Annotated in this window: 16 protein-coding genes; 11 read left to right on the top strand and 5 right to left on the bottom strand. The window is 50.0% G+C overall.

Annotated features, from left to right (window positions below):
• Nucleotides 1-3: 3 nt before the first annotated feature.
• From atpE to ACTHTQ_RS06445, 9 genes are all read left to right on the top strand, one after another.
• Nucleotides 4-240 (top strand): F0F1 ATP synthase subunit C, encoded by a 237-nt coding sequence (gene atpE, locus ACTHTQ_RS06485; RefSeq protein ID WP_003676106.1) that lies wholly within the window; start codon nucleotides 4-6, stop codon nucleotides 238-240.
• A gap of 73 nt (nucleotides 241-313) precedes the next feature.
• The gene (locus ACTHTQ_RS06480) at nucleotides 314-784 is read left to right on the top strand and encodes a F0F1 ATP synthase subunit B (protein WP_004464459.1); all 471 of its coding nucleotides are present in this window, start codon (nucleotides 314-316) and stop codon (nucleotides 782-784) included.
• A 4-nt stretch (nucleotides 785-788) separates the two neighbouring features.
• Nucleotides 789-1,322 carry a F0F1 ATP synthase subunit delta gene (locus ACTHTQ_RS06475; RefSeq protein ID WP_004519004.1) on the top strand — a complete coding sequence of 178 codons (534 nt, stop codon included), beginning with the start codon at nucleotides 789-791 and terminating at the stop codon, nucleotides 1,320-1,322.
• Between the two features lie 10 nt (nucleotides 1,323-1,332).
• Nucleotides 1,333-2,880: a F0F1 ATP synthase subunit alpha gene (atpA, locus tag ACTHTQ_RS06470; RefSeq protein WP_440363463.1), complete on the top strand. Its 1,548-nt coding sequence runs from the start codon at nucleotides 1,333-1,335 to the stop codon at nucleotides 2,878-2,880.
• A gap of 24 nt (nucleotides 2,881-2,904) precedes the next feature.
• Nucleotides 2,905-3,780: a F0F1 ATP synthase subunit gamma gene (gene atpG / locus ACTHTQ_RS06465; RefSeq protein ID WP_003683919.1), complete on the top strand. Its 876-nt coding sequence runs from the start codon at nucleotides 2,905-2,907 to the stop codon at nucleotides 3,778-3,780.
• Between the two features lie 38 nt (nucleotides 3,781-3,818).
• The gene (gene atpD, locus ACTHTQ_RS06460; protein WP_003683789.1) at nucleotides 3,819-5,216 is read left to right on the top strand and encodes a F0F1 ATP synthase subunit beta; all 1,398 of its coding nucleotides are present in this window, start codon (nucleotides 3,819-3,821) and stop codon (nucleotides 5,214-5,216) included.
• Between the two features lie 10 nt (nucleotides 5,217-5,226).
• The gene (locus ACTHTQ_RS06455; protein WP_440363462.1) at nucleotides 5,227-5,652 is read left to right on the top strand and encodes a F0F1 ATP synthase subunit epsilon; all 426 of its coding nucleotides are present in this window, start codon (nucleotides 5,227-5,229) and stop codon (nucleotides 5,650-5,652) included.
• Between the two features lie 393 nt (nucleotides 5,653-6,045).
• On the top strand, nucleotides 6,046-8,862 hold the full coding sequence (gene polA / locus ACTHTQ_RS06450) for a DNA polymerase I (protein ID WP_440363461.1): 2,817 nt from the start codon (nucleotides 6,046-6,048) through the stop codon (nucleotides 8,860-8,862).
• A 45-nt stretch (nucleotides 8,863-8,907) separates the two neighbouring features.
• The gene (locus ACTHTQ_RS06445; RefSeq protein WP_440363460.1) at nucleotides 8,908-11,031 is read left to right on the top strand and encodes a tetratricopeptide repeat protein; all 2,124 of its coding nucleotides are present in this window, start codon (nucleotides 8,908-8,910) and stop codon (nucleotides 11,029-11,031) included.
• A gap of 143 nt (nucleotides 11,032-11,174) precedes the next feature.
• Here the strand turns inward: ACTHTQ_RS06445 and xth are convergent, their stop codons facing one another.
• The 4 genes from xth to ACTHTQ_RS06425 all read right to left on the bottom strand — a co-directional run bounded on the left by xth (nucleotide 11,175) and on the right by ACTHTQ_RS06425 (nucleotide 15,890).
• Nucleotides 11,175-11,945, bottom strand: a complete 771-nt coding sequence (gene xth / locus ACTHTQ_RS06440) for an exodeoxyribonuclease III (RefSeq protein WP_440363459.1) — start codon at nucleotides 11,943-11,945, stop codon at nucleotides 11,175-11,177.
• A gap of 167 nt (nucleotides 11,946-12,112) precedes the next feature.
• A complete protein-coding gene (locus ACTHTQ_RS06435; RefSeq protein ID WP_003683896.1) occupies nucleotides 12,113-12,391 on the bottom strand; it encodes an ArsR/SmtB family transcription factor in 279 nt (92 codons plus the stop codon).
• Between the two features lie 415 nt (nucleotides 12,392-12,806).
• Nucleotides 12,807-14,588: an extracellular solute-binding protein gene (locus ACTHTQ_RS06430; RefSeq protein ID WP_440363458.1), complete on the bottom strand. Its 1,782-nt coding sequence runs from the start codon at nucleotides 14,586-14,588 to the stop codon at nucleotides 12,807-12,809.
• A 99-nt stretch (nucleotides 14,589-14,687) separates the two neighbouring features.
• Nucleotides 14,688-15,890 carry a YihY family inner membrane protein gene (locus ACTHTQ_RS06425; RefSeq protein ID WP_440363457.1) on the bottom strand — a complete coding sequence of 401 codons (1,203 nt, stop codon included), beginning with the start codon at nucleotides 15,888-15,890 and terminating at the stop codon, nucleotides 14,688-14,690.
• A 99-nt stretch (nucleotides 15,891-15,989) separates the two neighbouring features.
• Between ACTHTQ_RS06425 and wrbA the strand changes: the two genes are divergently transcribed.
• Nucleotides 15,990-16,595, top strand: a complete 606-nt coding sequence (gene wrbA, locus ACTHTQ_RS06420; protein ID WP_285071273.1) for an NAD(P)H:quinone oxidoreductase — start codon at nucleotides 15,990-15,992, stop codon at nucleotides 16,593-16,595.
• Between the two features lie 211 nt (nucleotides 16,596-16,806).
• On the top strand, nucleotides 16,807-18,984 hold the full coding sequence (locus tag ACTHTQ_RS06415; protein WP_440363456.1) for a TonB-dependent siderophore receptor: 2,178 nt from the start codon (nucleotides 16,807-16,809) through the stop codon (nucleotides 18,982-18,984).
• A gap of 228 nt (nucleotides 18,985-19,212) precedes the next feature.
• Here the strand turns inward: ACTHTQ_RS06415 and ACTHTQ_RS06410 are convergent.
• Nucleotides 19,213-19,951, bottom strand: a 739-nt coding sequence (locus ACTHTQ_RS06410; protein WP_440363455.1) for an IS5 family transposase, incomplete at its 5' end; no start/stop codon positions are given.

Raw genomic sequence — 19,951 nt, 5'->3', positions numbered from 1 at the left:
AAAATGGGTTTGATTGCTATCGCATGTGGTTTGATCGTTGCCTTGGGTGCATTGGGTGCCTCTATCGGTATCGCAATGGTTGGTTCTAAATACTTGGAATCTTCTGCTCGCCAACCTGAGCTGATCGGTCCTCTGCAAACCAAACTGTTCTTGATCGCTGGTCTGATCGACGCGGCCTTCTTGATCGGTGTGGCTATTGCTCTGTTGTTCGCCTTCGTTAACCCGTTTGGTGCTGCGTAATCAAGACGGAGCGATCCGTTCAGATACAGGCTTATGGTCTGTTTGATTAACCCAGATACGAAGGTTAAGTAACGTGAATATTAATGCAACCTTATTTGCGCAAATCCTGGTTTTCTTTGGCTTGGTTTGGTTTACGATGAAATTCGTATGGCCTCCGATTGCCAAAGCGTTGGATGAGCGTGCTGCAAAAATCGCCGAGGGTTTGGCTGCTGCCGAGCGCGGTAAGAGCGATTTTGAGCAGGCAGAGAAAAAAGTTGCAGAACTTATGGCCGAAGGGCGTAATCAGGTAACCGAAATGGTTGCCAACGCCGAAAAACGTGCTGCAAAAATTGTAGAAGAAGCCAAAGAGCAAGCTTCTCATGAAGCAGCACGCATTGCAGCCCAAGCAAAAGCTGACGTGGAGCAAGAAGTTAACCGTGCGCGCGAAGTGTTGCGCGAACAGGTTGCTACACTGGCTGTTAAAGGTGCGGAATCTATCTTGCGTAAAGAAGTTGATGCTTCCAAACATGCAGATTTGCTCAGTACCTTAAAACAGGAGCTGTAATCTTATGGCAGAGTTCGCAACGATTGCCAGACCTTATGCGAAAGCATTGTTTAGTCTGGCTCAGGAAAAAAACCAAATCGAGTCTTGGTTGGGCGAACTGAAAGAACTCGCAGCGGTTGTTCAAGATGAGAAAGTTATTGCTTTCATCGAGCAACCGGAAACGGGAGCTTCCGAAAAAGCAGAAACGCTCAAAGGTCTTGTCGGTATCAAAAATGTCGAATTGGCAAATTTCATTACCGTTTTGGCCGAGCAAAAGCGTTTGCTGGTATTGCCGGAAATTTATGCCCAATATCAAGATTTGACCCTGATACACAACAATACGAAATCGGCAGTAATTTACAGCGCGTATGAACTCAGTTCTCAGCAGCTGGCCGATGTTACCGATATCCTGACAAAACGCTTCAACAGCAAATTGGATGTGGTAGCTAAAGTTGCCCCTGAATTAATCGGCGGCATCAAAGTAGAAGTGGGTGATCAGGTCTTGGATTTGTCCGTACAAGGCAAACTGAATGCTTTGTATGCGACTATGACAAATTAGGAGAGTTTTCATGCAGCTTAATCCTGCTGAAATTAGCGATTTGATTAAAGCCAAAATCGAAAATCTGTCCGTCAATGCAGAAGTGCGTACCCGTGGTACCATTGTTTCTGTTACAGACGGCATTGTGCGCATTCATGGCTTGTCAGACGCGATGCAAGGTGAGATGCTCGAATTCCCCGGTAACACTTTCGGTCTGGCCATGAACTTGGAGCGTGACTCCGTCGGTGCCGTAGTGTTGGGTGAGTACGAACACATTAAAGAAGGCGATACAGTTACCTGTACCGGCCGTATTTTGGAAGTGCCGATCGGTCGCGAACTGGTTGGCCGCGTAGTTGATGCATTGGGTCGTCCTATCGATGGTAAAGGTCCAATCAACACAACATTGACTGCTCCAATCGAAAAAATTGCACCAGGTGTGATTGCGCGTAAATCGGTTGACCAACCAATGCAAACCGGCCTGAAAGCCATTGACTCTATGGTTCCGGTTGGTCGTGGCCAACGTGAGTTGATCATTGGTGACCGTCAAACCGGTAAAACTGCCGTAGCACTGGATGCCATCGTTAACCAAAAAGGTACAGGCGTTATCTGTATTTATGTGGCTATCGGTCAAAAAGCATCTTCTATTGCCAACGTAGTACGCAAATTGGAAGAGCATGGTGCGATGGAACACACTATCGTAGTTGCTGCAACTGCTTCTGAAGCCGCTGCACTGCAATACATCGCTCCTTACTCCGGTTGTACCATGGGCGAATTCTTCCGTGACCGTGGTGAAGATGCGTTGATCGTATACGATGACTTATCTAAACAAGCCGTTGCATACCGTCAAATTTCCCTGCTGTTGCGCCGCCCTCCTGGCCGTGAAGCATATCCTGGCGACGTATTCTATCTGCACTCCCGTCTGTTGGAACGTGCGGCCCGCGTTAGCGAAAACGAAGTTGAAAAACTGACCAATGGCGAAGTAAAAGGCAAAACCGGTTCTCTGACTGCGTTACCAATTATTGAAACCCAAGCCGGTGACGTATCAGCATTCGTACCAACCAACGTAATTTCGATTACAGACGGCCAAATCTTCTTGGAAACCGACTTGTTCAACGCCGGTATCCGTCCTGCAATCAATGCCGGTATTTCCGTATCGCGCGTAGGTGGTGCAGCACAAACCAAAGTCATCAAAAAACTGGGTGGCGGTATCCGTTTGGCGTTGGCACAGTACCGTGAATTGGCGGCGTTCTCGCAATTTGCTTCCGATTTGGACGAAGCAACACGCAAACAGCTGCAACACGGTGAAGTGGTTACTGAATTGATGAAACAAAAACAATTCAGCACATTGAACACTGCCGAAATGGCATTGACTTTGTGGGCGATCAACAACGGTTCTTACGCAGATGTTCCAGTATCCAAAGCCTTGGCTTTCGAAGCAGAATTCTTGAGTTTCGTACGTACGCAACATCCTGAGGTTCTGGAAGCGATTAATGCATCAGGCGCAATGTCTGACGAAAGCGAAAAAGCATTGACCGAAGCCATGAAATCTTTCAAATCTTCTTACGCTTACCAAGCATAAGTATTGAGATGAAAGGAGTCTGAAATGGCAGTCGGAAAAGAGATTCTCACCAAAATCCGTAGTGTTCAAAATACCCAAAAGATCACTAAAGCGATGCAAATGGTGTCGACCTCTAAAATGCGGAAGACTCAAGACCGGATGCGCTTAGCGCGTCCGTACGCCGAAAAAGTGCGTACAGTGATGAGCCATCTTGCACAGACTAATGCCGATCATGGTATCAAATTGTTGGCGCCGCACCGCGAAGTGCGTCGTGCCGGTTTCATTTTGATTACCTCGGATAAAGGTTTGTGCGGTGGCTTGAACGCAAACGTACTGAAAAAGTTTTTGGCGCAAGTTCAAGAGTATCAGGAACAAGGCATCGAAGTCGAAGTCGTGTGCCTGGGTAGTAAAGGTTTGGCTGCATGCCAAAGCATCGGTTTGAATGTTATTGCCAGCGCAACCAATTTGGGCGATACCCCAAAAATGGAATTGCTGCTCGGCCCTCTGACCGAAATCTTCCAACGTTATGAGAAGCATGAATTAGACCGCATCCATATGGTTTACTCACGTTTCGTCAATACAATGCGCCAAGAGCCGCGTATGGAAGTTTTGCTGCCTATCGGTGAAAACGTTATTGACGACGAAGCAGGTCATTCTTCATTTACTTGGGAATACCGCTACGAGCCGAGTCCTATCGCCGTATTGGAATATTTGGTTCGCCGCTATTTAGAGTCTGTGGTTTATCAGGCATTGAGCGACAACATGGCATCTGAACAAGCCGCGCGTATGGTAGCGATGAAAGCCGCAACCGACAACGCTGGCAATGCCATTAAAGAATTGCGCTTGGTGTACAACAAATCGCGTCAAGCCGCGATTACCACAGAATTGTCAGAAATTGTAGCAGGTGCAGCGGCAGTTTAATGCCGTCTGAAGCCTGAACAGGAAATTAGGATACGATAATGAGCCAAGGCAAAATCGTACAAGTTATTGGTGCGGTGGTTGACGTGGAATTTCCACGCGACGCTATCCCGCATGTTTACGATGCCCTGAAATTGGACGAGAACGGTCTGACTCTGGAAGTTCAACAGCTTCTGGGTGACGGCGTTGTCCGTACTATTGCAATGGGTAGTTCAGACGGCCTGAAACGTGGTATGTCTGTAAGCAATACTGGTGCGCCAATCACTGTGCCGGTAGGTAAAGGTACTTTGGGTCGTATTGTCGACGTATTGGGTACGCCTGTTGATGAAGCAGGCCCGATCGATACCGACAAGAGCCGTGCCATTCACCAAACTGCTCCAAAATTCGACGAGTTGTCTTCAACTACCGAATTGTTGGAAACCGGTATTAAAGTGATCGACTTGCTGTGTCCGTTTGCTAAAGGCGGTAAAGTAGGTCTGTTCGGTGGTGCCGGTGTGGGCAAAACCGTGAACATGATGGAATTGATTAACAACATCGCCAAAGCGCACAGCGGTCTGTCCGTGTTCGCAGGTGTGGGCGAACGTACCCGTGAAGGTAACGACTTCTACCACGAGATGAAAGATTCCAACGTATTGGATAAAGTAGCCATGGTGTATGGCCAAATGAACGAACCTCCGGGCAACCGTCTGCGCGTTGCTTTGACCGGTTTGACTATGGCCGAATACTTCCGTGACGAAAAAGACGAAAACGGTAAAGGTCGCGACGTATTGTTCTTCGTTGACAACATCTACCGTTACACTCTGGCCGGTACCGAAGTATCTGCACTGTTGGGCCGTATGCCTTCTGCAGTGGGTTACCAACCGACATTGGCTGAAGAAATGGGTCGTTTGCAAGAGCGTATTACCTCTACCCAAACTGGTTCCATTACTTCCATCCAAGCCGTATATGTACCTGCGGATGACTTGACTGACCCGTCTCCAGCGACAACTTTCGCCCACTTGGACGCCACCGTCGTATTGAGCCGTGATATTGCATCTTTGGGTATTTACCCGGCAGTTGACCCGCTTGATTCTACTTCACGCCAATTGGATCCGATGGTATTGGGTCAAGAGCACTATGACGTAGCACGCGGTGTACAGTCTACTCTGCAAAAATACAAAGAATTGCGCGACATTATCGCCATTCTGGGTATGGACGAATTGTCTGACGAAGACAAACTGACTGTGATGCGTGCCCGTAAAATCCAACGCTTCCTGTCTCAACCGTTCCACGTTGCCGAAGTATTTACCGGTTCTCCAGGCAAATACGTTTCATTACGTGACACCATCGCCGGCTTTAAAGCCATCTTGAACGGCGAATACGACCATCTGCCTGAACAAGCGTTCTACATGGTAGGTGGCATTGAAGAAGCGGCTGAGAAAGCGAAAACCTTAAACTAAGGAGGCCGGCATGAGCACCATGCAAGTTGAAGTGGTTAGTAGCGAGCAAAACATCTATTCGGGCGAGGCCAGCTTTGTAGTGGTTCCGACCGTTCAAGGTGAGCTTGGTATTTATCCACGACACGAGCCGATTATGAGTTTGGTACGCCCCGGCGCATTGCGTTTGACTGTTCCGGGTGAAGCTGAAGAAGTGCTGGTTGCCGTTTCCGGTGGCGTTTTAGAAGTACAGCCTGATAAGATTACCGTATTGGCAGACGTTGCCGTCCGCAGTACCGAAATGGATCAGGCGCGTGCTGAAGCAGCTAAAAAAGCAGCCGAGGCAGGTGTTTCTGTAGCCAAAGATGATAAATCTCTGGCCGAAGCGCACAAAGCATTGGCAGCAGCCATTGCCCAGCTGAAAACTTTAGACTACCTTCGTTCGCAAAAAAACAAGTAATGTGGGTTCATCAAGAAAAAGCACAACGAAATGTTGTGCTTTTTTATTTGCCTGAAGATAAGCAATTTGGTATTGAAATGTCGATAGATAAGCAGGAGTCGAGACGATATAATCACGGTTATGATTGAATTTTTGATAGATTCTGGTCAAGCAGTTAGCCTTGTTATGCTGGTAAAATAGTTTTTTTTTAAATCTTTTCCAGCATCAATAAAACAGATTAGATAATTTCTAATTTATTGAGATTTCAATAGAGTTAAATTCTTAAACATTTAAAATAATAGGGTTTATCGAAATGCTCATATAAACAGGCCGTCTGAAACTTGATTTTCGGTTTTCAGACGGCCTTTTCCTTTATAATCCGTACATTATTTTCATACACACAGCAGGTTCTCCATGTCCAACAAACCCACTCTCCTCCTCGTTGACGGCTCTTCTTATCTTTACCGCGCCTATCATGCTATGGGGCAGAATTTGTCTGCACCCGACGGTGCGCCGACGGGGGCGATGTATGGCGTGTTGAACATGCTGCGCCGGCTGCGGGCGGATTATGTGCACGATTATTGTGCGGTGGTGTTTGATGCGAAGGGCAAGAATTTCCGCCACGAGATGTTCCCCGACTATAAGGCAACGCGCCCGCCGATGCCGGACGATTTGCGCCCGCAGGCGGAAGCCTTGCCGGATTTGGTGCGGCTGATGGGCTGGCCGGTGCTGGTGATTCCGCAAGTCGAAGCGGACGACGTGATTGGCACGCTGGCGGCGATGGCAGGCGAAGCGGGTTGGAATGTAGTGGTGTCCACCGGCGATAAGGACATGGCGCAGTTGGTAAACGAGCGCGTAACGTTGGTGAACACGATGAGCGGCGAAACGCTGGACATTGAAGGCGTGAAGGAGAAATTCGGCGTGCGCCCCGACCAAATCCGCGATTATCTCGCGCTGATGGGCGACAAGGTGGACAATGTGCCGGGCGTGGAAAAATGCGGCCCGAAAACGGCGGTGAAGTGGCTGGAAGCCTACGGTTCGCTGACTGGTGTGATGGAACACGCTGCGGAAATCAAGGGCAAGGTCGGCGAAAACCTGCAAGCTGCGCTGCCCCAACTGCCGCTGTCGTATGATTTGGTGACGATTAAAACCGATGTGGACTTGCATTCGGAGCTTTCAGACGGCCTCGAAAGCCTGCGCCGCACTTCGCCGAAATGGTCGCAGCTTGCGGTCGATTTCAAACGCTGGGGCTTCCGCACTTGGCTGAAAGAAGCGGAAAGCCGTATGCACGAAGCGGCAGACGGCGATTTGTTCGGCAGCGATACGATAGGCGAACAGGCGGCGTTGGATATGGAAACGTCGTCTGAAAAAAGCATAGAACATGCCCCGACCCCGGAAAAGCTGGATTATCAAGCCGTTACCACCGAAGCGCAGTTTGCCGCTTTGTTGGACAAACTGGCGCAGGCGGACACAATCGGCATCGATACGGAAACTACGTCATTAGACGCGATGAACGCCTCGCTGGTCGGCATCAGCATCGCGTTCCAAGCAGGCGAAGCGGTTTACATCCCCGTAGGACACAGCCTGACCGCCGCCCCCGAACAACTTGATTTACAAGACGTATTAGGCCGTCTGAAACCGCATTTGGAAAATCCCGCCCTGAAAAAAATCGGGCAAAACCTCAAATACGACCAACACGTTTTCGCCAACTACGGCATCGCCCTGAACGGCATTGCCGGCGACGCCATGCTTGCTTCCTACATCATCGAGAGCCATCTCGGACACGGCTTGGACGAATTGTCCGAACGCTGGTTGGGCTTGGAAACCATTACCTACGAATCGCTATGTGGCAAAGGTGCGAAGCAAATCGGTTTTGCCGACGTCGCCATCGGGCAGGCGACCGAATACGCCGCACAAGACGCCGATTTTGCCTTGCGTCTTGAAGCGCACCTGCGCGCGCAAATGGACGCCAAACAGCTTGAAATGTATGAAAAAATGGAGCTGCCCGTCGCGCAGGTATTGTTTGAAATGGAACGCAACGGTGTGCAAATCGACCGCGCCGAACTCGCCCGCCAAAGCGCGGAACTCGGCGCCGAGCTGATGAAGCTCGAACAAGAAGCCTACGCCGCCGCAGGTCAGCCGTTCAACCTCAACTCGCCCAAACAGCTTCAAGAAATCCTGTTCGACAAAATGGGCATCCCCACCAAAGGCCTGAAAAAAACTGCCAAAGGCGGCATTTCCACCAACGAAGCCGTGCTCGAACAGCTCGCGCCTGACTACCCCCTGCCCAAAATCATCCTGCAAAACCGCAGTCTGGCGAAACTCAAATCCACCTACACCGACAAACTGCCCGAAATGATCTCCCCAAAAGACGGCCGCGTGCATACCACCTACGCTCAAGCCGTCGCCATTACCGGCCGCCTCGCCAGCAACAACCCCAACCTGCAAAACATCCCCATCCGAACCGCCGAAGGCCGCCGCGTACGCCGCGCCTTCACCGCACCGCAAGGCAGCGTCATCGTTTCCGCCGACTACTCCCAAATCGAGCTGCGCATCATGGCGCACCTCTCCGGCGACAAAACCCTCATCACCGCGTTCCAAAACGGCGAAGACGTACACCGCCGCACTGCCGCCGAAGTATTCGGCATCGCCCCCGAAAACGTCTCGTCCGAACAACGCCGCTACGCCAAAACCATCAACTTCGGCCTGATTTACGGCATGGGCCAATACGGCCTCGCCAAATCGCTGGGCATAGACAACCTGTCCGCCAAAACCTTCATCGACCGCTACTTCGCCCGCTACCCCGGCGTCGCCGAATACATGCAGCGCACCAAAGAACAAGCCGCCGCCCAAGGCTTCGTCGAAACCCTGTTCGGCCGCCGCCTCTACCTGCCCGACATCCGCAACAAAAACGCCAACGCCCGCGCCGGAGCCGAACGCGCCGCCATCAACGCCCCCATGCAGGGCACCGCCTCCGACCTCATCAAACGCGCCATGATAGACGTGTCCCGCTGGCTTTCAGAGTGCGAAGCCTCCCCATGGGACGACCTCTTGCAAAGCAAACTGATCATGCAGGTGCATGACGAACTGGTGCTGGAAGTACCCGAAGCCGAACTGGATTTAGTCAAAGAAAAACTGCCGCAGATTATGGCAAAAGTGGACGAAGGGATGTTGAACGTGCCGCTTGTGGCTGAAGTGGGCGTGGGGATGAATTGGGAAGAGGCGCATTGAGATGGTATGGCGTTTAACAGATTGTTTTGAGAAAGGGATAAAGTAATGAATGTTTGGAGTTTAATTAACGAAGGTGTAGCGTTATTCAATAACAAAAAATTTGATGAAGCGATTGAGAAGCTGAATCAGGCTTTAGATGGAATTGAAGATAAAAATAGTCAAATTGAAGAGCAAAATGAGATTCAAGCTGGGCTAGGCCTTTGCTATTTTGAGCAGGCGAAGCAAGCCAAAGGCAAGGATGCAGCTGAGTTGTTTGAGCAGGCAGTTAAACACCACCAACAACTATTGAGGCTTGCCAAACAGATGGAAGACAAGCAAAACAACCCTCAAAAACAAATCAATGCCCAATCGTGGTTAGGCAACTGCTATTTAGAGCAGGCGAAGAAAGCCAAGGGCAAGGAGTCGAAACAGTTGTTTGGACAGGCATTTGAGCATTTCAAACAGCAATTGAAGCTTGCCGAACAGTTGGAGGACGAAAATGGTATTCAGAAACAGATCAATGCCCAACATTGGTTAGGCCGCTGCTATTTCGAGCAGGCGATGAAAGCCAAAGGCAAAGAGTCGGAAAAGTTGCTTGGACAGGCATTTGAGCATTTCAAACAGCAATTGAGGCTTGCCGAACAGTTGGCAGGTGAAAACGGTATTCAGCAACAGGGCAATGCCCAATCTTGGTTAGGCCGCTGCTATTTCGAGCAGGCGATGAAAGCCGAAGGAAAAGCTTCGGAACAGTTATTTGGACAAGCAGTTGAACACTACCAACAGCAATTGAGTCTTGCTGAACAACTGAAAGATAAGCAAAATAGCGTTCAAGAACAGAACAATGCCGAGGGTTGGCTGGGCCGTTGTTATTTAGAACAGGCCATTGCAATTAAAGATAAAAAAACTTCTCAAGCTAAAAAATTTTCTAAGCGGGCCGAGGGATATTTTTTATCTGCTGCTAAACGTTTATCACAACTGATTGATAAGTCTGAAAGAGAAAAGTTAAAAAAGAGAATCAATGAATTATTACGAAACTCTTATTTTCTCCAAGAAGAAAAATGGCAAAGTTATTTTGATCAGAAAAAGCAGGGAATACAGGAAAAATTATTCAAAAATAAAAAAGACGGCTTAACCGATGCTATCTCCACCATTCTGGCAGTTTTAAATGTTCCGCCTATCGAATTGGGGGCGATTCCCCTTGCTCATTATACTTCTCCTTCTGTATGTGAAAGATTATTCGGCATTGTCAGCGATAAAACTAATGATAAAGCCGACAATAACGACCCTGTTGACAGTAATAAGGTTAGTCCGATGAGAATTGGCAGCTCCACTTATATGAACGATCCGACTGAAGGAGAAGGGCTATTGGAACTACTGAATTTGCAGGATTTGGAATTGGAAAACAAGGCTGACTGCCCTGTCCATAATGCTTTCTTTACCTGTTTCTCCAGTCGTGTAAACGATTTGAACCAGTTCCGTTTGTATGGCAAAGAAAACGGCGTGGAAGCATCGGGGTGCTGCTTGGTATTTAATCAAAACGGGGATTGGTTGAAAGAGCCTGATGTTTCTTCTTCGTTCAGAAGTTTTACAAATGAACAGAATGAAGGTTTCAAAGAGCCAATAGAGGCAGATGTAGCGGGTTTAGAAGATGAAAACCTGCCGCTTTATCAGGTAGCTTATATCGCTTATTCCGATGAATATATTGCTAAGGAAAAATGCACAATATGGCTACCCGATGCAAGAAGACCAGAATTCGGTATTCGATTAAAGCCTGTTGGGAAAAATCTAAAATGGCATAAGTTCCGTATTAAGGAGCTCAAAGCAGCGTTAACGAAGTTAATTAAAAACTCTAATAAAATCAAAAATGAAGACGGAAAGGCTTTAGAATATATCCGCTATCTGTTTAAAGATTTTGCTTTCCGTGACGAGGAAGAGTTCCGCCTGCTGAAAATCGAACAAATCGGTTCGGACAAAATCGAATATTGCGAAGCTACAAAATCCGTCTATCTGCCTTATACCGATATACGCGATATTGTGGATGAAGTGATTTTGGGGACGAATTACGAAAAGAGCGGAAAAGAGCGCAAGGCGGAAGTGTTTCAGCATTTGATGCGAAATTATTATCCGAACGTTAAAGTTTCCCGCTCGTCGTTGCCGATTAATGCCAATCCGCCGATTAAGAAGGATTAGTAGTAGCAACTGTATTTTTACCCGACGGGGTGAAAAATACAGTTGCTACCAAACCTGAAACTACCAAACCAAAACCCATCCGAGGCCGTCTGAAAACCTATCTCATGGTTTTCAGACGGCCTGATTGTTTGTTCACTCAAAATCTAACAGTTAAACTCGGCAATCACCGGTGCATGGTCGCTGGGGCGTTCTTGGGCGCGGGTTTCTAGGTCGACGGTGACGTCGGTAAGGGTGGCGGCGAGTTCGGGGCTGGTGAGGATGTGGTCGATGCGCAGGCCGAGTTTGCGTTGGAACATGGCGCCGCGGTAGTCGAACCATGTGTAGAACGCGCCTTCGGGGTGGATTTTGCGCAGGCTGTCGGTCAGGCCGAGGTCAAGCAGGGTTTTAAACCATTGTCTTTCGATGGAGGAACAATGGATTTTTTCGTGCCATTTTTCGGGGTCGTAGCAGTCGGCATCGGCCGGGGCGATGTTGAAGTCGCCGAGCAGGATGAGTTTAGGGTGTGTGGCCATTTCTGCGCGGACGAACTCGGTCAATGCGGCAAACCATTGTTCTTTATATTGGAATTTTGGGCTGTCCAAGGCTTCGCCGTTGACGCAATAGACGTTGATGACGCGCACGCCGTTGATGGTGGCGGCGATGACGCGGCGTTGCGGGTCGTCGGGGAGGGCGGGGAGGCCGCAATGTACGTCTTGCGGTTCGTGGCGGCTGATGATGGCGACGCCGTTGTAGGTTTTTTGGCCGCTCCAGACGCAGTGCCAGCCCATCATTTGTAGGGCGGCAGCTGGGAATTTGTCTTGGTCGAGTTTGAGTTCTTGTAAGGCGAGTATGTCGGCTTGGTGGTCGGCCAGCCAGTTTTGTACTTGGGGCAGGCGGACGTTGAGGGAATTGACGTTCCAAGTGGCGATTTTCATGATGTTTCCGTGTGTGCTGTTGGGTGGGAAGACGGCAGATTGTGCCTGTGGGCATGGGCGGTATTGTATAGCGGATTGGTTTATTTTTCGATATGGGCTGAAAGTGGCAGGCCGTCTGAAAGCTGATGTTTCAGACGGCCTTGATGTTGTGATGTGGAATAATTTGTTTATTCGGCTTGGTCTTTGAGCGTGCGCAGGGTATTGAGGATGGTGGTAGCTTCTTCGGAGATGAGGCGGTATTCGATGATGCGGTGGTAGCGCGTGAAATCGATGATGCCTTCGGTGCGCAGGCGTGCGAGGTGGTTGGCGATGCCGGTTGGGGAGGAGTCGAGTGCCTGTGCCAGTTCGGTAATGCTGCGGTCGCCGTCAAGCAGTAGAAAAAGAATGGCCATACGTTCGGGGTTGGCAATCAGTTTGAGAATGGTAGAGAGACGCTTGATTTCCATATTATTGTTCCTTTTGTCTGTTATATGAATGCTTGATTTAGGTTAAATTTGGATGATTATAGTTTTTATTAAGATTAACCTTATAATTCAAACTCTTACCTTGCAGTGTACACGGTTTTGTAAAATTTGAGGGCATTGTTTTGCAATTTTTTTGTTCATTTTCGATATTTTGCTTCGGTTGCGAAAATGGATTGAAAAGAGACGAAAAGGCCGTCTGAAATGTTCCGTTGCAGATGATTTTGCTGACGGATGTTTCAGACGGCCTTTGATTTGGCTTTAAGTTATTTTTTCTTTTATGTTTGTTTGGAATCAGCCGATTGATTGTTTTTAAACAAACAACTAGGTTTTATGATTCTATGCTTAGGACTACACGCCCAGGACTTGTCAGTCGTTTGGACGTGTTGTCGAAATGCGACTACTTTTTCTTCCAACCTGCGGTCATGGCGAAGGTGATGGGGTCGTAGTATTTCGGCAGCTTGGACGGAATGCCGACATCGTTACGGTACACGACGCGGTAGCGGTCGGCGAACCAGTTTGGAACGATGGTGTATTGGTGGCGGATCAATCGGTCGAGCGCGCGCGAGGTGGTTTGCAGCTCTTGGCGGTTGGTAAAGCTGTTGAAATGGGTCAGCAGTTTTTCAACCGCGGGATGACAGACGCCGGATAGGTTGCGGCTGCCTTCGGTCTTGGCAGCGGCGCAGCTGAAGTAGTCGTATTGTTCGTTGCCGGGGCTTTCGCTGTTGCCGTAGTAGCCGGTGGTCACGTCAAAATCGAAGTCGTTCATGCGTTTTTGGTATACGGCGGAATCGGCGGTGCGCACGTTCATGGTAATGCCGATTTTGGCGAGGTCGCGCTGCCATTTGGCGGTAATGCGTTCGTAGTTTTTGCTTGGTGCAAGGAATTCAAAGGTCAGCGGTTTGCCTTGTTTGTCGACTGCTTTGCCGTTTTTGTATTGATAGCCGCCTTTTTCAAGCAGGGCGCGTGCTTTGAGCAGGTTTGGGCGCACGCCTAGTTTGGGGTCGGTAACCGGCGGCATAGGGACGTCTTGATCCAATACGCCGTTGGGCAGCTTGGTGCCCAATGATTTGAGCAATGCGGTTTCTGCACGGTCGGGCTTGCCGGTTGCGGCCATGGTGCTGTTGGTGAAGAAGCTGTCGGTGCGGCGGTATGCGCCGTAGAAGATGCGGCTGTTGACGCTTTCGTAGTCGAAGCTTTCAATCAAGGCGCGGCGGACGTAAATATTGTCCAAGGGTTTGTGGCGCATATTGATGACGAAGCCTTGCATGCCGGCGGTGCTGTTTTGCAGCCATTCGTGTTTGGACAGGTTGCGTTTTTTGAGGACTTCGTCGGAGTAGGCGCGCGCCCAGTTGCGGGCGACGTTTTCTTGTACGAAGTCATATTGGCCGCCTTTTAACCCTTCGATGCGGACGACTTCGTCTTTGACGTATTTGATGCGGATGTGGTCGTAGTTGTAGCGGCCTTTGCGTACGGGCAGATTTTGCGCCCAGTAGTTTTTGTCGCGGACAAACTCGCTGATGCGGCCGTTTTCGGCTTTGGCAAAACGGTAGGGGCCGGAGCCGATCGGCAGGCTGTTGGGTGCGGCGGCCAGGCCTTTGGGATAGCTTTTATGCGAGAAGACGGGCAGGCTGCCGAGAATCATGTGCAATTCTGAGTTGCGCTGTTTGAAGCGGAACACGACGGTGCGATCGCTGGGCGTTTCCACTTTGGCCACGTCGCTCCAGTAGAAGTGGTACATGGGGGCGGCGGCTTTGTCTTTGGTCAGGATGTTAAATGAAGCGGCAACGTCTTTGGCCAAAACGGGGTCGCCGTTGTGGAATTTGGCTTTGGGGTTGATTTTGAAGGTAACGGAAAGGCCGTCCGGCGCCAGGGCGATGTCTTCGGCAATCAGGCCGTAAACAGCGTAAGGTTCGTCCATGCTTTGCTCGGTCAGGGTGTCGAGCGTCAGCATGCTGATGCCGTATTCGTGGTTGCCTTTGAGGGTAAAGGGGTTGAGCGTGTCAAAAGCACCGAGGAAAGGCGTGGTAAACGTGCCGCCTTTTGGGGCGTTGGGATTGACGTATTCGAAGGCGGTGAAGTTGGCCGGATATTTGGGTGGTTGGCCAAGGCCTACGCCGTGGGCGGCAAAGGCGGCAGATGGAATCAGACCGAGCAGAGAGAGTAGGGCTGGTGTTTTCATCTATTTTTCCTTGTAGGTTGAATATAGTATTCAGTAGTGTGCCGATTATAGCAAAGGCCGTCTGAAACATGATATTTTTGGTTTCAGACGGCGTCAGGTTTAAGAGGATTGTTTTTTTGTATGGGCGCCGAACTCGGCCAGCGTCATGTTCAAGGTTTCCAAGCAGGGCTGCATAATGTGGTCAACCGTTTGATTTACCTTGTCTTTGTTAAGTATTTGCGGACGGTAGACGAAGAGTTTGAACAGCTCCGCCAAGTCGATGGACTCCGCCCCCATTTTCAAGACCCAGCCCTGACGGCCGGAATAGATATATCCGTGCCGCGCCAGTTTTTCCAAAAGCTCGCCCAATTCGTCAAAGCCCATATTGATATGCCGTCTGAACTCTTGCACCGGCAACGCCTTGCCGTTTTGTTGGGCAGAATCGAGCAGCAACAGGATTTTCAATACATCGTCAAAGCGGCCGCGCGCATCCAGACTGCGGCGGAACGCTTCGCCGCGCCAGTAGGAAAGGGACGAGGTCAAAACCGCGCCGCCCAATACCAGCGTCCACAATAGATTGAGCCACAACAGGAAAAACGGTACTGCGGCAAATGCGCCGTAAATCGATTTGTAGCCGTCAAAGTTGCCCATGTACCAAGCGAATAAAAAGCGTGCCGTTTCCAAGCAAAACGCCGTTACAGCCGCGCCGACCAAAGCATGGCTGGCAGGCACAAAACGGTTGGGCACAAAGCGGTATAAACCCCACAGCAGCACCGTAATAAATGAAACCGTAGTGATGACCCTCAGCCATTCCGAGCCGCCCACTACTTGCACCTGACCGATTACGACCGACAAGCCCACACCCAAAGACAAAGGCCCAAACGTCAGCAACGCCCAATACACCAAAAACTGCATCATCCAAGGCCGTTGCGAATTGACGCGCCAAATCCGGTTGAACGCATTGTCTATCGTCCGAATCAGCATCAGCGAGGTTACAACCAACATCACACTGCCGATCGCCGTCAGCTTGGTGGCCTTATCGCGGAACGCATTGATGTAGTCAAACACCATGTCCGCGCCCTGCGGCACAATGGTGCGGTTGATAAAAGAAACAAATTCTCCCGACCATTGGTCGAAAACGGGGAAGGCCGAAGCAATGACGACCATCACCGTCAACACGGGCACCAAAGCCAAAAGCGTTGTAAACGTCATGCTTGCCGCCACCTGCGGCACGCGCTCCTCATCAAAACGGCGCACGACAAACCAAGCAAACGCCACGCCTTTACTCTTTAAAAAACCTTGCCACCATTGCGAAAACGGCATAACCTTTTCCCACTTCTAAATTGAAATTTTTTCTTTTCAGACGGCCCGAGTATTTAAAAGGCCGTCTGAAACCTGACAGCATTGTAACGGAAACCCCAAATGAACCCAAATCCCCTGAAAATCCTCGTCCTCTTTTATTCCCAAAACGGCAGTACGCGCAATCTTGCCCGCCAAATCGCACGCGGTATCGAAAGCGTGGACGGTTGCGAAGCCGTGTTGCGTACCGTTCCCAAAGTTTCCACCGTTTGCGAAGCCGTTGAAAAAGCCATTCCTGACGAAGGCGCGCCATACGCGACTGCCGACGATCTCAAAAATTGCGCCGGCCTTGCGCTCGGCAGTCCGACACGTTTCGGCAATATGGCCGCTGCGATGAAATATTTTATCGATGGCACCATTCCCCTTTGGCTCGGTGCAGAACTCGTCGGCAAACCTGCCACCGTATTCACCAGTACATCTTCTCTGCACGGCGGCCAAGAAAGCACCTTGCTGACCATGATGCTGCCCCTGTTACACCACGGCATGGTCATCAGCGGCATCCCATATACCGAGTCCGCGCTCAGCAATACCCAAAGTGGCGGCACGCCTTACGGCGCAAGCCATGTTTCCGGCCACGACAGCAAGCCGGTATTGACTGCCGAAGAAAACGATATTGCCTTCGCGCAAGGTAAACGTTTGGCAGAATTGGCACGAAAATTGGCAGATTGATTACCTTGTAATAAAAAGATTAAGGCCGTCTGAAAACCTGATTATATGGGTTTCAGACGGCCTTTTTAGTTAATTGGTACTAGATTGAAAATAAATATTTTGAATTAAACGAACTACTTAGGAAATAGTGATTAGAACATAGTTTCATCGGACTACATCTTTTTGATAGAATCTGCGACCAAATTGTAAATATAAGCTAATTGGAGAGGCTATGTCACTACCTGTATTTCCCTATGGCAAATTAAGCTTTGCCGTCAGTCTGGCGCTGTGTTCGGCGTATTCTTTTGCGACCGAAGTAGAAAATACCCAGCCGCAAGAGCGTGTCGATTTACCGACAGTTACCGTCCAAGGTGTCGGTAAACAGACTACTTCCAACTACACCATTCCCGCTTCCTCCGCCGCGACAGGTATCCGCCTGACCCAGCGCGAAACGCCGCAGTCCCTGTCTGTCGTTACCGAAAAACAAATGGACGACCAAGGTTTGGATACCTTGCAGGACGTGTTAAAACAAACACCGGGCGTGTTCCACAGCAAAATGGGCAACAACGTATCCGGCCACAGCCAATTTATTTCGCGCAGTCAGGCGATTGACAGCATTTCCGTGGATGGCGCGCCTAAATTCCTTTACGACGGTAAAGCCATCCGCCGCGGTACCAACAATCTGGACAGCACATTGTACGAACAAGTCGTCGTCGTACGTGGTGCAAGCGGTTTGTCCAACGGCGGTATGGGCGAGCCGGGTGGTACGGTTGCTTTGGAACGCAAAAAACCGACTGCCAAGCCTGCCATCAGCATAGAAGCCGGTGTCGGTTCGTGGAACCACTACCGCTTCGTCCTTGATGCCAATCAGCCTTTGAATGCAGACAATACCTTGCGCGGCCGCGCTATTTTGGTCAGCGACCACGGCGGCGATTACCTGCCGAACACTTCGCGCCATAATCACACTTTCTACGGTACTTTGTCTTACGATATCACGCCGCAAACCCAATGGCGCCTCGGTACGGAAATACACCGTTTCCGCAATACCGGCAGCTCGCGTTTCAGCTACCTGACCGCAGCAGGTTCGCGCCGTACTGGATTCATACCATTTGAGTCTTCGCCGCGCAGCAATTCTTCCGCACGCTGGGCATACGGCAAAGACACCAGTGCCGAAGTGTTTACTTCCCTCAGCCATGAGTTTGACAATGGCTGGAAACTGACAGGCAATTACAGCCATGTTTCGGGCAAAAACGACATCGTTTCAGGCATTGCCGGTACATACGAAATCAATCCCGACTATTCCGCGCTCTTTACATCCGACCGCGATCGCAGCAAATATCGCGACCAAGATTTCTCCCTGACTTTGGATGGTCACTATCCTGCATTGGGCCGTTCGCATGAGTTCAATGCGGGCATCAGCTATCAGGACAACAAAGAAAACCTGTCTTTCTATGAAGAAGGCGAATCGACGATTCCTGATTTGCGCCTCTTTAACGGCAATATCGCCAAACCCGATATGCCGTATCTGCGCGATGGTTTTTCACGCATGAAAAACCTGTCGGTTTACGGCTCGACCCGTTTCAAACTGACCGACAAGCTCGCCTTTATCGGCGGCAGCCGTTTTGTGGATTGGCGTTACCGTTACAGCACCAGCCGTAACAAATTCGCACACAGCAGCCATAAACAAAACGTTTTCATTCCTTATTTGGGCGTAACCTACGACATCGGCGACAATCTGACTGCCTATGCGTCTTACACCACGATTTTCCGTCCGCAAGTGCGTTACCTGACCAAAGACGGCGCAGCGCTCAAACCGCAGCGCGGCAAAACCTACGAGACCGGTTTGAAAGCATCATGGTTTGAAGGCCGTCTGAATGCTTCCGCCTCCGTCTTTATGAACAAACGCGACCATTTGGGCGTGGTTGCAGGCAAATTCGCGAATGGCGAGGAATACTACCGTGCAGCCGACAACACCACAACAAAAGGCGTGGAACTATCGGTCGGCGGCCGCTTGAGCGACAAATGGCTGCTGAATGCGTCTTATGCACGTTCCAAAATTAAAGACAGCGAAGGTGTTCAACTGCATCCGTCTTACCCGGTTCATTTGTTCAAACTCTTTACCGCGTATGACGTGACCGACCGTTTGAACCTGGGAGCCAACGTCAACTGGCAAAGCCGCAGCCACACTCTGGACGAATACCCTGCAGACATCAATCCGGCCGCCGCGGCCGCGTTGACCCAACGCCCATACGCCACGCTGGACTTGACCGGTCATTACAAAATCGGCAAATCCACCCGCATCAGTTTGGACTTTGAAAACGTTTTTAACAAACGCTATCGCACCATGCCGGATATTCACGTCTACGGCACGCCGCGTAGTGTAACTGCAACGGTTAAACATACGTTCTAATTGAATAGTAGAAGTAGGATAGGCCGTCTGAAAACCTGAATCATTGGGTTTCAGACGGCCTGATTATTCTCTGACATACTGAGACCTTTGCAAAAAAGTCCTTCCCCCGACAGCCGAAACCTAAACAAAGATTTTCGGCTGTTTTTGTTTCAAATATCCACTGATTCTACTCAAATCCCACCCTTAATCCCCCTTGGATACCTGATTAATCAGGCATCCGGCCGCCTTTTAGGCGCAAACAGGCACACTTAGCCTGTTAGCCGCTTTCAACAGGTTCAAACACATTGCCTTCAGATGGCTTTGCGCACTCACTTTAATCAGCCCGAAATAGGCTGCCCGGGCATAGCGGAATTTACGGTGCAGCGTACCGAAGCTCTGTTCGACCACATAACGGGTTTTCGACAAATATCGGTTACGTTTGGTTTGCGCTTCCGTCAGCGGACGGTTGCGGTGGGCTTTGCGCATAATGCTGTCCAGCAACTGGTGTTCTTTCAGATGTTGTCGGTTTTCCGCACTGTCATAGCCTTTGTCGGCATAGACGGTCGTACCTTTGGATAGTCCTTCCAACAAAGGCAACAGGTGTTTGCACTCATGGGTATTGGCGAGGGTGATGTGCAGTTTCTCGATATAGCCTTCCGCATCGGTACGGGTATGTTGTTTGTACCCGAGTTTGTATAAGCCGTTTTTCTTTGTCCAACGGGCATCTTTATCTTTACTCGGTGTGGTTTGGCCGCTGACTTGTCCTTCGTCATCGACTTCTATGGCCTGACGCTGTTTGCTGCCGGCGGTCTGAATAATGGTGGCGTCAATGACGGCGGCGGATGCTTTCTCTACTTTTAAGCCTTTTTCGGTCAGTTGGCAGTTAATCAGTTTTAGCAATTCGGACAGGGTGTCGTCTTGCGCCAGCCAGTTGCGGTAGCGGCATAAGGTGCTGTAATCGGGGATGCTCAGTTCGTCAAAACGGCAA

It is taken from the genome of Neisseria sp. P0020.S003, from assembly GCF_051957095.1.
Classification (GTDB): Bacteria; Pseudomonadota; Gammaproteobacteria; order Burkholderiales; family Neisseriaceae; genus Neisseria; species Neisseria subflava.
Note: the sequence above shows the minus strand (reverse complement) of the source record. Positions and strands in the feature narration are given on the sequence as shown.

Bases quoted from the DNA above. Each gene is read 5' to 3' on its own strand.
- ACTHTQ_RS06415 (WP_440363456.1), top strand. From the start codon at position 16,807: ATGTCACTACCTGTATTTCCCTATGGCAAATTAAGCTTTGCCGTCAGT.
- wrbA (WP_285071273.1), top strand. From the start codon at position 15,990: ATGAACCCAAATCCCCTGAAAATCCTCGTCCTCTTTTATTCCCAAAAC.
- ACTHTQ_RS06475 (WP_004519004.1), top strand. From the start codon at position 789: ATGGCAGAGTTCGCAACGATTGCCAGACCTTATGCGAAAGCATTGTTT.
- atpA (WP_440363463.1), top strand. From the start codon at position 1,333: ATGCAGCTTAATCCTGCTGAAATTAGCGATTTGATTAAAGCCAAAATC.
- xth (WP_440363459.1), bottom strand. From the start codon at position 11,945: ATGAAAATCGCCACTTGGAACGTCAATTCCCTCAACGTCCGCCTGCCC.
- atpD (WP_003683789.1), top strand. From the start codon at position 3,819: ATGAGCCAAGGCAAAATCGTACAAGTTATTGGTGCGGTGGTTGACGTG.
- ACTHTQ_RS06430 (WP_440363458.1), bottom strand. From the start codon at position 14,588: ATGAAAACACCAGCCCTACTCTCTCTGCTCGGTCTGATTCCATCTGCC.
- atpE (WP_003676106.1), top strand. From the start codon at position 4: ATGGGTTTGATTGCTATCGCATGTGGTTTGATCGTTGCCTTGGGTGCA.
- polA (WP_440363461.1), top strand. From the start codon at position 6,046: ATGTCCAACAAACCCACTCTCCTCCTCGTTGACGGCTCTTCTTATCTT.
- atpG (WP_003683919.1), top strand. From the start codon at position 2,905: ATGGCAGTCGGAAAAGAGATTCTCACCAAAATCCGTAGTGTTCAAAAT.
- ACTHTQ_RS06445 (WP_440363460.1), top strand. From the start codon at position 8,908: ATGAATGTTTGGAGTTTAATTAACGAAGGTGTAGCGTTATTCAATAAC.
- ACTHTQ_RS06425 (WP_440363457.1), bottom strand. From the start codon at position 15,890: ATGCCGTTTTCGCAATGGTGGCAAGGTTTTTTAAAGAGTAAAGGCGTG.
- ACTHTQ_RS06455 (WP_440363462.1), top strand. From the start codon at position 5,227: ATGAGCACCATGCAAGTTGAAGTGGTTAGTAGCGAGCAAAACATCTAT.
- ACTHTQ_RS06435 (WP_003683896.1), bottom strand. From the start codon at position 12,391: ATGGAAATCAAGCGTCTCTCTACCATTCTCAAACTGATTGCCAACCCC.